The organism is Pedobacter sp. SL55 (assembly GCF_026625705.1).
In the GTDB taxonomy this organism is placed as follows: Bacteria; Bacteroidota; Bacteroidia; order Sphingobacteriales; family Sphingobacteriaceae; genus Pedobacter.
Window position 1 is genome coordinate 326,518 of record NZ_CP113059.1, and the last position, 15,036, is coordinate 341,553.

A 15,036-nucleotide genomic window follows, 5' to 3' on the forward strand; every position below is an offset into this window, starting at 1 on the left:
GCTTTCCAAGACAATAAGCTACGCATTGAAAAAAATGAACATAAAAAAACCCCGAATTTACTTCGAGGTTTGTGGAAGTGGTGCCTGCTGGGATCGAACCAGCGACACAAGGATTTTCAGTGCTGCGCCCTAAAGCGTCTAACGCCGCTTTAGGACCTCTTTTTGCCTCTTTTACCTTTTGGGAGACAGCAAAGGAGACAGAGATGTTCACAGAAGTCAAAATTTCAGTATCACAAGATTTAAGTAAAAGAGGATTTATTTATTTCTATCTAAATGGAAAAAGGTACAAAAAGTACTGCGGTAAGAAGTTCAGCTTGGATATTCATCCAAATACACTTAAAACCTACCAAGAAAGATTAAGCTCGTTAAAGCAGTTAGCTTACGAAGCTACAAAAGCCATTGAAAATGGTTGGCTACCATTAGAACTGGTTAAAATAAAGCAAAACGAAACCAAAGCCTCAGTATCTTTAAAACAAGCCATTACGGACGTTTTAAATGAAAAGCTTAGCTCCAACCTTAGCAGGCTCTATAAACGAGATTTAGAGAGTGTAGGTGCTGCACTTTTTAATTATTTACCTTCTAAACTGCTAGACACCAACACATCTGAGATAAAGGAAATTGATGTGGAGGGATTTCTAAATCAATTCAAGAGCTCTGGAACGTATTACATGGGCAAACGCAAAACTACAAACGTATTCTTCTCCGAGCTTGTAAGAAAGAAACTACTTACCGAAAACCCAATCAAGAACACCAGACCAATGAAAAGGGTAGCGAAGCTTCATGAGGTGTACAGTAAGAAACAACTTAAGAATGCTTTAAATTATTTGGAAGAACACTATCCAAATCTTCACTTATGCTGCCTACTTACCTATGGTTGTTTCCTACGTCCGCATCAAGAAATAAGGTTACTAAAGAAAAAGCATGTTGATGCTGACCTAAACAAGATTGTACTTGCATCATCCGAAAACAAAAGCAGGCGGGTAAGAACATCCGTTGTACCAGAATATATCAAGGAACAGCTTAAGAGCCGTTTAGATAAAATGAATAGTCCCGAATGCAACCTGTTAAGCGGCAGCCTTCATACCTATAACGAAAGTTATTTAAACACCCAATGGTCTAGGGCAAAAGAAAAGATGGTTAGATAAGGGTTTGATAGAAAAAGGGCACACTATCTACTCATTTAGGCATACGGCTGCCGTTAACGTTTACCGTAAGACCAAAGACCTGCATATCTTACAACAGCTTTTACAGCATTCCAATATGATAGTTACACTTAATTATCTCCGAGGGCTGGGTGAGATTAACGATGAGCGCTTAAGGGATGTACTGCCCGAACTTTAAAATGAATGGGGAGCTAATGCTCCCCTATTTACATCATTCCCTCTTCAGCCATGCTAAAGTAGCCATTTTCAGTCACAATCAAGTGGTCGTGCACTTCAATCTCTAATAGTTTACCTGCCTGCTTCAGCTTCTCCGTAATCCTAATATCTTCACTCGATGGTCGTGTATTTCCACTTGGATGGTTGTGTGCAACTATCAAACTTGTAGCAGTTGCTTTTAATGCAGTGGCAAATATCACTCTAGCATCCATCACTGTTGAGCCTCCACCGCCTGTAGATAAGTCTACAATTCCGAGTACCCTGTTATTACGGTTAAGGAGTATCATTTTAGCCTGTTCAATGTAATTGATAAGGTTTGCATCCCAATTGCTAATTAAGATGTCATAGGCTTGCTTAGAGCTCGTAATCTTTGGACGTTCTTGTGCTTTAAAGTGTGGCTTGTAACTAAGTTGCACCTCAGCAACCTTGAATAGTTCTTTCTGTTCCATGTTAATGTATTTTAAATTAATGAATGGAACCAGAGCAAGCTTTCTAACCAACTAAGCAAAGAAGCAACGCAATAAATGGACTGTGCGGTTGGAGTTGCGGGTTTATGGCGGAATTTCTTTAGGCGTGTTGGTTGGATAAGCTTATCTTTGAGTAATGTATTAATGGATAGATTAACTTCCCCCTTTATTAATTCTATTTATGCTATCTACCTTTTAAACAGACAAGAAGCAATAAACATCTACCTATCAATCTATCCAATATTTAATCAATTGCGTTTACTTAAGGGGGGTAGAAAGGTTTTTGGATATCCGCTTATTACTCACTTTTTTAAATTCTATCTATAGCTCCATGTTGCGTTATAGCAAACATTTCTTGTTCGAAGATATTTTTCATTATCATCCTTATTTTGTCGACAAGTGTTATTTCACGGATATGCACCTCTTTATTTGAGGTAAGCACCCCTGATATTGACAACTTAGTTACTACTTTAGCGTTAACTTCTTGGTTTTCTTTAAACAACGAACCCTCAGGAAAATCAATATCTTTATATTTCACTTTGTCAATTAGATCTAATCTGCCCAACTCTCTCCTAAAATCATCGATATAATTTTGCAATGCAATGGGTGAATTACTTTTAGTCTGGATTTGACCATACCAAAATGGTCCTAAAAAGGTAGAAGCGGGCTTGAGCTCTATATCATCCACTTTCAAGCACAATATTTCTGGTCTAGTAATCTCTACGTTTAAGTTTAATGTGATCTCCGCAATATTGATGACATTCTTATTTACTTCATATTTTTTGTGATTGTCAAGTTCAACCAGCCTAATGCTTTTATGTTCAGCATATTTAAGAGCTTCTTTAGTAAAACCATTCTTTGAAACGACAATGCCTTTTTCAATACCGGTATCGTCAAGCAATGCACTCAACTTCATTACTACCTCTCTTCCGACTTTTTTACTAACGTATTTACATTCAATTGCTGTAAGGAAGGATTTATCCTTGCTGGTCGTCTGCGTTAATACGTCAATTTGATATTGGCTTCCAGATTTACCTTTTCTTCTACAGTCGTTGCCACATCCAAGTATCTCCACGCCATTTAAGCGTCCGAGAGCTTCATAAATGTATTTTGTGACTTGCTCGTAGGCTTGCCAATCTTTATCAGTTTTCAATTTACATTAGTTTAATAATGGAAGGTATAAATTAATGATCATTCATCCAAGATTTTGTCATATACCTCTATTTAATGGGGTTGTACAGATTTTTGGATTTTATCATTTCTTATCACCAAATAATGAGCGTCAATTAAAGCGATTTTACTAAAAGTTGACTGCTCCTTTCTGCCAACTAGCCTTTAAAATGCAATCTGTTATAATAGAGGTATGAAAACCGTGAATGTTAGAGGGGGTGTATATAAGGTTAAAAAAAGTGGTCAGCTGAGGTTTAGCGATTGGAAGCACAGTTTAACCTTGTATTTTTGCTTTGAAAGTAAGCTAATTACCTTTTAAACAAGCAGGATTGACTTCTACTTTTTAATGATAAAAAATACTCTTACGCCTTTCTGTTTATAAGGTGGTACGTTCAATCTATTTTCTTCAAAACCAAGCTACATTAACACAGAAATTGACTTCAAACTACAGTTTGCTACTGTAGAAGCGTTAAATCCAAGAATGTTAGAAGGGGGTTATAGAGTATGAAAAAGGTGTGTTATGAAAATGATAAAGATGAGTGAATTTAATTTGTTATTAACTCTTTATAAGCTAAAGATTCTTGAGATACGCAATCGGTAAGCTCTTTAGAAACAAAGATAGAACACTAGTAAGAAAAATAATGAAACTCGAATATTTGAAACACATATCTATCATAGGATTATTTTTTCATTTCACTGATTTTATCCAAGAAGTTTTTTAGGGCAGTTGCAATAGCTTCGGCAAGAGGTACAGGAACTCCATTTCCAATCATTTTAAATTTTTTTGACATCGATAGCTCACTAGGTAAAATATAGCCTTCTGGAACGCCTTGTATTCTCAAAGCCTCTCTAACCGATAGTCTTCTGTTTTGATAGGGATGCAGATGGACTTCGTTATTTCCATAACAAGCGGTTGGACTATACCTGTATCTATGTAAACGTTTAAAAGAAGGTCTATTTGTTTCACCTTCTTGTATATTGAGTAGCTTATTTAAATTAGTTCTAAGAGGGAAATACTCATTTGCATTATAAATTTTTAATTCGCTTTCTGGTGCTACTAAGCAACTCTCAACACACAATTCTATTTTTAAATTTAAAGGTCTAATTGGAGTTTCTCCAAAAGGAGTTTTATCAGCCCAACCGTATTTTTTAATGACATCATTATTTTGCTCATTTACAGGAAATGGAAACCAATTTGACTTGATTTTTCTTTTTAATAAATCTTTTCTTACGCCAATAAAAAAAACTCTTTCTCTATTTTGTGGAACTCCGTAGTTTAGAGAATTAAGTATTTTAGAGTCTACATTATACTTTCTTTTAATTCTTTTCAACAGCTTATTCAAAAAGTCATTTGTTTCTTTTCTCCTAACTAAACCAGTGACATTTTCCATGACAAAAAAAGAGGGTAATAACTCAAGTATTTTATTAAAATAAATAACTGTTAATTTTCCTCTTTCTCCACTAAACCCTTTAAGTTTTCCGTTTATACTAAAATCTTGACAAGGAGGTCCGCCAATCATACCAAAATCACGTGGTTTACCATTCGGAAACGCCTCATTAACTATTTCTTCAGATGATATTTCAGTTATTGATTTGGTGTTGAATATTTCTGCTTCTGTTGCATTTCCAATTGACTTTCTCCATGAAGTTATTCCAGCAGCATGAAGTTTTGCAAATGTTTCATCAAATTCATTTGTCCACACAATTTCAAAACCTGCTTTTTCAAAGCCCATATCCATAAAACCTCCGCCCGAATAGAAAGATAGGACAGGGATTTTATTTCTTATATTTTTACTCATAAATTATTGTCGTGTCAGCCGCAGAATAAACAAATTCTGTTGCTTCCTTTCTCACATTGTAAATTCTAATTTGTTTGTTCTTGTGATTACCCAGTTTGTCAAATTTTTCCGAAGAAAAATTTTTAATGATTAAATTCTTATTTCCGTTTTGCAAAAACACACTCACATTGCCGTTCTGAAACTTCTTTACGTTTGTAACTTCACCAAACACATCGTTGAAAGAAAAATCTGTTTCAAGTTCCTTATGAAAGAATGAACAAGCCGGTCTGTAAAGACAATACTTGCAATTTTCTTGTTTTGGATTTGCTGAAAATAATTTTGTGTGTATGCAATCATTAGTAGCCTTTAAAAGGCTTTTCGCTTCATCAAAGAGCGATTTACATTCTTGTTCTGAAAACTCAACTGGAAATTTTTGCTTAGCTAAATCAACTAAACTTAAAGCCGTTGGAAACTTGCTTGTATTTTCAAAGTACAATTGAGCATAAATTTTAAGTTGTTCTTTGTATTCGTTCTTTACGTCTGAATAGATTTCGCCTTCATCATCTAAGCAATCTTGTATGATTGCACCGGTTTTGAAGTCCAAAATTTCTATTTCGTTTTCGTTTTCAATCACTAAATCAACTTTACCACAAATTAATTTGTCTTGCGATTCAAACCATTTTTCAGAATGAAATTTGATGTTACCTAAACTTGTTGTTTTTTCGGATTCGCTTCTCAAATGCTTTTTTAGTTGAATTTTCTTTAATCCAAAATTTTTCAACTTAACTTTTAGCGGTACAAAAAATCCAAAACCTTTTTGTTTTAAATCTTCTTCAAGTGCCTTTACTTGTCTGTCAAATTCTGCGTTAAAATCGTCTTCTCCTTTTAGAATTCCTTTTACAATCAGTTCAAGCATTTTGTGCAACACAGTTCCGAAATACGCATTTGGCGAAAGCGGAAGTAACGGCTTTTTGTCAAACGCTTCTGCTAATAATGATTTGTAAGCACAATTTTTCATCGAATAAAATTGGCTTGGCGAAATACGTTTGATTTCCTTAAAATTTATTTCTCCAATTTTATTCATCATCTCTCTATTAATTTTTCATAACACCAACCTGGTCTGCGATGCAAGTTAAAAGTATCAATTATGCTAATTTTTCCTTCGTTACTTTCTGTATGTTCTTTTATTTCATTGTAAATTTCCGCTAACCAATTTGCTTCTGTGAAATTTCTCATATTCCAAAATGGGTGGACAATCATTATCACATTGCGTTTGTTTTTACCACCAAACTTGATGATTGGCATACCTTTTATTTCTACTATTTCTGCCGTTTGAGAATTTGAATAAAAAGAGGAATAAAATGAATCGCATAGCTTTTTAGCAAATGCAGACCAATTCTGCAATTCAACAAAGTTGAAATTTCCGTCCGCACCGCAAACATAAGTTGAATCATTCATTACACGAAGCATTGATAAGCCTAAACGCCAATCAAGCAAACTATGATAATTCATATTTCGGAACACTTTCAAACAATCATAGCAAGCATCATCACATTTTTCTTGATGAGTTTGCGAATGAATTTTCCCCAAATAACTATTCGCATTGCTTGGATTTATGGATTCTGAAAGAATGTTTGCAAGATTGTTGTATAAATATCTTACGAAGCCCGAACCGTTTTGTAATTCATCAGTCAAGATAATTTCGGCAATTCTTCTTCCATCTTCAAGTTCTTTCATTGAAATATCAGCAATTTCAATTTCTGTTGGGTCAACGTCAAGTTTGTCTGCTAAAATTCTTTGAAGCAAAAATGCTGCGGAATAATAACCGGAACGCACTCCGTTACTTTGTGCTTTGACGTGTGGCAAATCTGTTTCGCTAAAAAACATATTCAAGTCAAGTTCATACGGAACGTTTGTTGGTGCAATTCGGAAAATTTCCGTGTTTTTATTGCTAGCTAACGCAATTTGCTCGTCTGCACTTGTTGCGATTTGTTGAACAAGCATAGAATATCCATTTTCATCACGGACATTTGTTGCAAAGTCATTTAATAACCATTGGTTATTGAACCAATATCCATTTGAATTAAAAGGAAAGCGGTTATTTGTATTGTAAAGTCGTCCTTTAAAAAAATTATCAGAATTTGTATTCACACGCCAAGTAACATCATTATCAGAAATAGAAATTGAAGCGTTACTTATAGTTTCTACGTTTGCTGAACCGGTTTTCTCTGCAAAAATTGGCGGACGTGAAAGCAAAAATTCAGAATCATCTTTTGTGTCGCTTCCGGCTGAAAGATTTGTTCTGTATGCTCTTGGCGATTTCAGTTTAAATGGCGGTTGATATTTTTTCGGATTGTTTTCACCACAATTTGGACAAACATCAAATTGACTTTGACTTTCCAATTCTGCTTTTCGTTCTTCCGAATACGTTTCAAAAAATCCACAAGCCCTACAACGCACAAACCAACGGTTAAGCGAAAAGGGAAGTTGATTGGCTGTGTCAGCGTTTTTAATTCCATTGTGAACATTGATAAAATCACTTGTAAAACCAATTACTTGATGAATTGCTTTATCTTTTGTTTTCTGTGCACCCGGTGCAAATTCATAAATTGCCATTGATTGTGCTCTATCAATTGAAAGAGATTCGGGTTTTCTGTTTATACCATGATACAAGTTCTTAACTGTGGTCGGCATTCCAAACATTGGCAAAATCCCACCTTCGGCAAATTTTTCAGAAATGTCATTTGATGCAATTTCTTCTTCTTCAATTATATTTTGTGCTTTTTTGAGTAATCCGTTTTCAACATCTGTAATCCAATTTACAAATTCATCTCTTTTGGTTTGCAATTGAGATGTAAGCAAAGCATCAACAGTTTGTTCAACTGCTGTTTTATTTTCATTTATCCAAGTAGCAATTTCAGGTTTATAAATTGTCCAACTATCAACTGAACCAAATTCTCCATGAACACTTGATTTGTCGTCAGAAGTGATATCAATTTCTTTTTCAACGTATGCTCTGCGTAAAATTTCTTTTGCAAGCAAACGTCTAAAAATTCTTTCTTGACCCATTGTTAGGAAAGGTGTCGGTGGTGCATCGCCGGTTATTTTTTGAGGATTAGCAAAGTAAAATTCATCGTGACTTCTGCCTCTGCAAAAGGTCAAGATTACAGAATACGCTTGTCCTCTTCGTCCTGCTCGACCAACTCTTTGTTGATAGTTAAAACGTTGCGGTGGCATATTTCCCAACATTACGGCTTGTAATGCTCCAATATCAACACCAACTTCAAGTGTTGTTGTTACGCTTAATAAGTCAATCGTTTTTACTTTTTTGAATAATTCAAAATTAGAAGAGTTATTTTCGTTTTCACTTGGTAAGATGACATTTCTAAAATGTCTTTGCCTTTCAAACTGGTCGTCTGTTTGCCCAGTGAGTTCTTCACAATGCAGACGAATTGGTGGACGTTGTTGTTTTATAGCGTTGTATGAAAGATAATTTTCTTTCCAAACATCATCACAAATTCTGTCCGCTTGTTGTTGCAATTCTGTAACAGAATGTGTGCAAATTCCACCGCTAAAATGCAAGTGTGGTCGGCTTCCTCTTTGACTTGTCCAAATTGAATCCGTTAGGCATGCAACTTTGATAAAAAGATTTTCAATTTGAATACCCGTATCGCCTCTTAATAAACTGCTTGTTGAAAGTGTATTGAAAACAGCTTCTCCAATTTCGTTTTGATTTTTTGAATATCTTGTTTCAACAGCATGAATGTACTTTTTTACTTGCCCTGGGAAATCGTTATATTGTGTGAAGTTGAACGGGCTAGCATCTTCAACTTTGTTGTGCTTGTATTTGTCGCCTAAAATTCGGATTGTAGAATTTACAATTTGTAAAAATTCAATTTTGGGAATTGCAACAGCATTTGCTTGGTCTGTAATAATTTGCAATTCGGGATTGATACTCACATATCCCAATGCGGAAGATTCAAACGAATAAAACAACGTACCGAAAAACATTGCAGTAAGTCCATCAAATGAACCTTCTTTCAATGCTTCGATATAATCTTGGTTTGCACCATCTGCCCATTGAAAATTGGTAAAATCAATAAGGTCATACCAAGGAACAAAATTATTGTTCAACAATCTTGTTTGAAGTGAAATATCATTACCACCCGGATTTATTCCTAAACTAACAAAGTGTTTTATAATTGGTGCAAGATTGAGTGAATTTGTGATGTGAACTAAACTTCTTACATTTAAAGTCAGCGAACGGATTTCGTTCAACTTTATTTCTGCTTCTTGTCTTTCTCTTAAACGATTCGCATTTGTTCCTGTGTATACTGAATTTTCAACCAAGAATTCAATTTCATCAAAAATTGTTTGTGATTGCTCTTTTAATTCTTGTTGTTTTGTTGTATTGGCTTTGTCAAATGAATCTAAAATTTGAAAGCGGAACATCAAGTTTGAATGTAATTCTTTGACTAAAATTTCACGCATTAAATCAGAAAAGTGATTGCGTTCAATTCCGTTTGCAATTTGTGCTGCATCCTCACGGCTATCAGAAAAAACAATTAACTTTCTTTCTGCTTCGTTGTTCGGAAGTTGATACATCAATTCCTTTGCAAACATTTGTGTAGTTTTGGCGAAACCAGTTCTGAAACCACGAATAGAAGAAGTTTTGCTTTTGTTCCAATCTTGTCTTCTCTTTTGATGATTTACACCACAACTCGGGCAAACACTTGGCAACGCTTTATGTGTTTCAATTGTAGAAATGTTTCCATTTGCATCAGGTAAAGCAATATCACGATTTGAATTGTTGGTTATTATGAAGTAGTATCCTTTTATCCATTGTTCAGGTTTATCATCTGCTTTGTTATGTGAGTTATCAATGTCGCCTGAAATACAGTTTAACGAAGCAGGAATCCAATCTGCAAGAAAATCAGTTTGATTGAATCCGTTCATTGTTGGTTGTCTCCATCCAACTTGTGGAATTCCTGCTTCAGCATCGTGTGGCGTATATTGTTGGTTGCCACAAGCCCAAAATACGGAGTATTCTTGATAACTTCGTTTTTCAACTAATTTTGCAGGCGTTTTTTCAGGAATGCCTTCAATGTTTGGACTAATCGGTAGCATTTCAAATGAATTATTTCCCGATTCATTTCTTGTTACTAATCGGCTACCCCCAAACAATGTTGTTCCGCAATTATCACAATAGAGTAATTCCAAAACACGGTTTCCTTTTTCAGAATTTATTCGTGTGGTAGAGTAGATTTTTCCTGTTGTTCGTTCACTGTCCCTGTAATTTGTATCAACATCATCGGGTTTTACAGATGCCCAAATACCTTCAATGTTTCTAAAGAAATAGTGAAATCTAAAACGTGGTAATTTTCTATCGTCAGGAATTGTTTTTGCAATCGCTTCGAATTCCCGTTCATCTAATATTGCTCGTATTATCAGCAACCCGCGTAAAGCGTTCTCTAAATCTTTTTTGTTGCTGGTTGTTTTAAAAATTGTTTCAGCAAAATATTTTCCGTTTGCATCATCCCCATTTGTTTGAATAGAACAAACCGCTTTGTAATCTTGACAGGGAGAGAATAACCGTTCTTTTAGTTGAAAGTTTGGATTAGTAATTACTGAAAGTAATTTTGAGATTCCGTTTCCAGTTTGTGGAATGTTAAAATCCGCTGCAAGTTGTGTTCCTGCTACTTCGCAAGTTGAAACGAAATTCGTGTCTTCAATGTTTCCTTTTATTTCTGAAAATTTTTCTGCGATTTTCTTGAAAGGCTCGATTGGAAGCTTCGCTCCATTTTCTGGAAACGCATTAACCGGATTGTTTTTTCCTTCAATGATTTTGAACGGCTTTTCTGTTCCAAAAAAGTCTTTCAAAAATTGCTTACTTTCTTGTCCTTCTTTCGTGTCTTCTTTTGCTTCCAATGAAGCACTTGAAGCAAGAATGCGCAACTGTTGGTGATTAGGATTTAATCCTAACCGATTAAGCGCAAGTTTAATCAAATATGCAACTTCTGTTCCTTGTGTTCCTCTATACAAGTGTAATTCGTCAATGATTAAGTGGAAAATATTGTTTTCACTTTCTTCTAACCATTGTTTTGTTTCTTCAAAAATTCCTTTGTCAATATCTCGCATTAACATTATGCTCAACATTGAATAGTTGGTAATCATAATGTCCGGTGGCGCTACTTGCATATCAAAACGGCTACGCATTTCAGCACCGTCTAAACGTTGAAAAAATGATTTTAAATCTTTTGCTTCACTTCCTGATTTTCGTGTTTGTTGAATATATTGTTCTACACGGTTTGAATTATTTTCAATTTGTTGTAATTGTTCTTTGAGTTGATTTATTTTTCTTGTGTTGATTGCAAGTGTTCCGTCCTCTTTTACTTTTTTCAACTCTCCGGCAACAGGCGAACTACCGTTGTATCTTCCAAAATAAATTGAATTTCCGTTTGTATTTGCATTTAGCCAATCTCTCGTGTCGTCAGAATCCAACGCTTTACGCAAACGGCTCATTTGGTCTTCAACCAAAGCATTCATTGGATAAAGTATTAAGGCTCTAACTCCGGCTTTTCTTGTCTCGTGTTGGCGTTGTCGTACAGCATTACTTAAAGTAAAGTTTGAAGTATTAACAATTTGTGTTGGTGTTAGTCCACCGTTTTCTTTCCACCAAGTGTTTATACTTGCAGGCTTTTGATTTGGTTCTTGCCAATTTGCGAGTTCTTTTGAAAGCTGTGCAAATAAGGGAAGTAAGAATGATTCTGTTTTTCCCGAACCTGTGCCCGAAGTAATAATACAGTTGTTTCCAAGTAGAGCTTCTTTCAACATTTCTGCTTGATGCGAATGCAAAGGAAAATTTCCTACAAGACCTGTATTTACAAGTCCTTTGAAAGTATTTGTTTCAGCTTCGCTCAAAGTATTTCCTAAATCTTCTGCCGTTAAATCGTTTATTTTTTTGCCACTTGAAACATAGTCTGGCAAAGGTTCTATCCAAGGTTTACGGTAAAGCACTTTATCATAATTCAACAAATCGTAGCGTTCTTTTTCAACGCTTTCAAACTTTGTTCCGAACGCCGTTTTTACATAGCGAATAAAATTTTCTTTTATGGTTTCAAACGAACCAATTGGGTCTTTCATAATGTTGTGTTTATTGCTGTTTGACCTAATTTTAATTTGAATAAATTTTGAGTGAAAATGCCAATTATATTTTCGTAAACTCTATACTTTTTACCATTTATTTCTTTGAAATCTGGTGCTTTCCCACTTAATAACATAATGGCTTCTGATAATAATCTCGGCAAAGGCATTGAAACAGGAATAGCAACTTTTTGGCTTGTGCTATCAAACAGAATTTCATTTTTATCGAAATGTTTTAACGCTATAAACCTGCCCCAATTCAAATCAACTTGGTAGCATTTGTTATCTTTCCAAAGTTTGTGTTGGTAAGTGTATTCGTTCAATTTGTATTCAAGTAACGAAAACGATTTATCAAAATTTTCAGTTTCACTTTTTTCAAATCTCAATGTTTCTGGATTGAAAATATACCTCGCCCAACCATAATCGTTTTCATTAGTTTCTTTCAATGTGCTTTCATAGTCTGCAATGTTTGCTGAAAAATCTTGAAGCGCTAATTGAGGAAAGTAATCGTTTGAAAATTTTATCTGCAATTCGTCTGCAAATGCTTTTAAGTTCCTTTCTCCGTAGTTTTCGTTTGAAGTTCCGAATGCTTTTATAGTTATTACATCAGGCAAGAGCAATCTTTCATTGGAAGAAAATTGCTTTGTAATTTCAACTTGCAAATGATGAGTAGGCGATTTTTCAATGATAGCCTTTATCAATGCCATATCCCTTGCACCAATCAGCAAAACTTTCCTTCCATGTGTTGTTGGAATAAAAATAAATTGAGGTGGATTTAAAACGATACTCTTTGTCTCATAGTCGTAGTCAAGTATTCCAATGAAATCATAAAAGTTTAGTGATGCTCGCTTTATTTTTGTAAGATTTGTATTCTCTGTAATTGAAAACTCTTTTGAAAAGTAAAATTCAAAGGCCTTGAAAAATTCTTCAGTTGTAAGCGTGCCTTTCAAAGAAAGAAAATTACAAAGGTTATTTCCGCTATGATTATTAAATACAGCAGCTGAAATAGTTGTTTTAGTTTCTTGATTTGTTGAAGCAAAAACCCAACTTAAAGGGCAGAAAACTCTTTTACTAGATTTAGCAGGGTTAACAATGTCGCTGCCTAAACAATATTGCTCTGCGTCAGTTATAATGTTTCTTCCAAAGGAATTTCGTTTAGGCAATTTAGAACCGTCAACTTTTAACGCGGTGTTATAAGATGAAGCAAGATTGTATGCAAGTTCATTTCCTGTAAAATTTTCATTTTCAACTTTTATATAAAAATCGACATTTATTGCCGTTTTTTCTGGCAATAACCAGCGATTGTTTAGTGATGTTTTTTTAGAAAGAAATATTTTTTCGTCAGTTCCTTTGTATTGCAAATAAACTTTTTCATTGCCGTCTGAATTGATAATTTCAACTTCTGGCAAAAAGTCATTAGTATACGTTCTAAAACTCACTTTTAATCCGCCCGCCAACTCAATCCGTTTTTCCGCGTATAGGGTAAGAATTGAAATTTCAGAAAGACCTTGTGTTGGGTTACGAAACCAAAACAAAGAATAATTTTCGGGTAAGCCGTTAAAATCTTCTTTTTTAAAATTCCCATTGCTAAATGTTTTCCCCCAATCTTCTATTGTTTTTTGTTTTCCATTTTTGCATAACAAGTACATTCTGTCTGTTTTGGAAAGAATGTCTGTTTCAATCCAAAAATCATTACTTAACTGCTGTGTTCCTGCACTTACAAATAATCTCACATCACGGTCTGGAAATTTTGCAATCCATTTATTAAAGTTGTCTTTGAATTCAAGTCCCTCCTTAAATTCATATAGAAGCGTTTTCGACCAACCATTGATTTCATACAGGTTTTCGTAATTACCAAATTTCAAATCTTCCGGATAATCATTAGAAGAATACATTCTGTACGAAAACTTAATCTCTTCATCATTGGTGTTTACTTTGAATTGAAGGAACAAAGCGGCAACTGTGTAATTCCGTTTCTTTCGTAGCGTAGCCCCTTCTTCAATTTCTTCGTGTGTTTCGCCTGTCCATCTTTTATATTGGCGTTGTATGGTTTGAATGATAGCCTTTGACAAATCATCACCATTTTTCAAAAAGCCTAACGTGTTTTTAGGGATTAAATCCGTTCTATTGCTATGTTTGATTTTTTCTTGTAAATACAGGTCTTCATAGAAGGTATTAGGAACTAAGCCAATAACTTCAAATAATTCTGGTAGACGGGTTAAAAACTTTGGCGGTAATACACATTGCGAAAACACTTTTCCAACGTAAATCCAATTTTCATTTGTAAATGAAATTATATTGAAAACCCCTAAATCACCATTATTTTTTACGTTAGCCCAATCAGCTAAATCTTCCCATAAACAATTTATTTGATTATTTCTGAAATCGTTTGTTCCTAAATTACTATCATTTGATAAAAAACCATTTAATTTCCCGTAGTAATTTGTAGTTCTGAAATTGCCTTCAACAACCTCAATCAATGGAAGCACAAGAAATACTAAATAGCAAATGAATGGTGGATACAAAACAGGAATATCTTCTATTGTTGCCGGTGTTCCATCAGGTTTGGTTCTTCCTACGAGATTATTTTTAGAATGAGCACATTTTGCTTTTGCAATAATATTTCCGTTTGAACCTGGAATACCACGTTTAACAGAAGTGATAAAATCAGTCCAAATCTCATCTTCTGTTTCTTCGACAAAAGAAGCTTTCCCTAAACCAATAATATCATTTTTGGTTAGATACAAATAAATGTCCTTTCCTGCATTTGCAGAATTGAAGAAGTATGCGGATATAATGTTATTCCATTCTAAGTATTTCATGGTATCTATGTACTGCGAAGTAATTAGCAGCGTGAGTTAAGCGTTAAAAACATATGATTATTTTGAAGATTATAAGCGGTTAATCCTTCTAAACTAGCACTTCGTTTAGATATTTGCAAATCATTTTGCTCACCGCCTGCGAACAGAGTCCATGTGCTACAACAGACAGTTGCTTGCAACGGGTTGTAGCTATGTTTTACACAAGCGTTAGCGCAGCATGGACGATTTGCGGATGAGCTGAAAAGTAGAGCATGATTAGCTCTATCCAGGATGAAGC

General features: G+C 34.7%; 7 protein-coding genes. 1 reads left to right on the forward strand and 6 read right to left on the reverse strand.

All coding sequences use genetic code 11. The features are described from left to right. Positions 1 to 203: 203 nt before the first annotated feature. The gene (locus OVA16_RS01420) at positions 204 to 1,145 is read left to right on the forward strand and encodes a hypothetical protein (RefSeq protein WP_267763137.1); all 942 of its coding nucleotides are present in this window, start codon (positions 204 to 206) and stop codon (positions 1,143 to 1,145) included. A gap of 224 nt (positions 1,146 to 1,369) precedes the next feature. Here the strand turns inward: OVA16_RS01420 and OVA16_RS01425 are convergent, their stop codons facing one another. The 6 genes from OVA16_RS01425 to OVA16_RS01450 all read right to left on the reverse strand — a co-directional run bounded on the left by OVA16_RS01425 (position 1,370) and on the right by OVA16_RS01450 (position 14,759). Beyond that, a complete protein-coding gene (locus OVA16_RS01425; protein ID WP_267763138.1) occupies positions 1,370 to 1,828 on the reverse strand; it encodes a JAB domain-containing protein in 459 nt (152 codons plus the stop codon). Positions 1,829 to 2,156: 328 nt separating this feature from the next. Then, positions 2,157 to 2,999, reverse strand: coding sequence for a restriction endonuclease (locus OVA16_RS01430; protein ID WP_267763139.1), 843 nt, complete (start codon positions 2,997 to 2,999; stop codon positions 2,157 to 2,159). A 697-nt stretch (positions 3,000 to 3,696) separates the two neighbouring features. After that, positions 3,697 to 4,815, reverse strand: a complete 1,119-nt coding sequence (locus OVA16_RS01435) for a DNA cytosine methyltransferase (RefSeq protein ID WP_267763140.1) — start codon at positions 4,813 to 4,815, stop codon at positions 3,697 to 3,699. After that, positions 4,808 to 5,881 carry a PD-(D/E)XK nuclease family protein gene (locus OVA16_RS01440; RefSeq protein ID WP_267763141.1) on the reverse strand — a complete coding sequence of 358 codons (1,074 nt, stop codon included), beginning with the start codon at positions 5,879 to 5,881 and terminating at the stop codon, positions 4,808 to 4,810. The genes OVA16_RS01435 and OVA16_RS01440 overlap by 8 nt, the downstream gene beginning before the upstream one ends. Continuing rightward, the gene (locus OVA16_RS01445) at positions 5,878 to 11,937 is read right to left on the reverse strand and encodes a DEAD/DEAH box helicase (RefSeq protein ID WP_267763142.1); all 6,060 of its coding nucleotides are present in this window, start codon (positions 11,935 to 11,937) and stop codon (positions 5,878 to 5,880) included. Before OVA16_RS01445 ends, OVA16_RS01440 begins: the two co-directional genes overlap by 4 nt. Continuing rightward, positions 11,934 to 14,759, reverse strand: a complete 2,826-nt coding sequence (locus tag OVA16_RS01450; protein WP_267763143.1) for a hypothetical protein — start codon at positions 14,757 to 14,759, stop codon at positions 11,934 to 11,936. Before OVA16_RS01450 ends, OVA16_RS01445 begins: the two co-directional genes overlap by 4 nt. Positions 14,760 to 15,036: the final 277 nt, after the last annotated feature.

Coding starts and splice junctions, on each gene's coding strand:
- OVA16_RS01450 (WP_267763143.1), bottom strand. CDS start 14,759: ATGAAATACTTAGAATGGAATAACATTATATCCGCATACTTCTTCAAT.
- OVA16_RS01435 (WP_267763140.1), bottom strand. CDS start 4,815: ATGAGTAAAAATATAAGAAATAAAATCCCTGTCCTATCTTTCTATTCG.
- OVA16_RS01420 (WP_267763137.1), top strand. CDS start 204: ATGTTCACAGAAGTCAAAATTTCAGTATCACAAGATTTAAGTAAAAGA.
- OVA16_RS01425 (WP_267763138.1), bottom strand. CDS start 1,828: ATGGAACAGAAAGAACTATTCAAGGTTGCTGAGGTGCAACTTAGTTAC.
- OVA16_RS01445 (WP_267763142.1), bottom strand. CDS start 11,937: ATGAAAGACCCAATTGGTTCGTTTGAAACCATAAAAGAAAATTTTATT.
- OVA16_RS01440 (WP_267763141.1), bottom strand. CDS start 5,881: ATGATGAATAAAATTGGAGAAATAAATTTTAAGGAAATCAAACGTATT.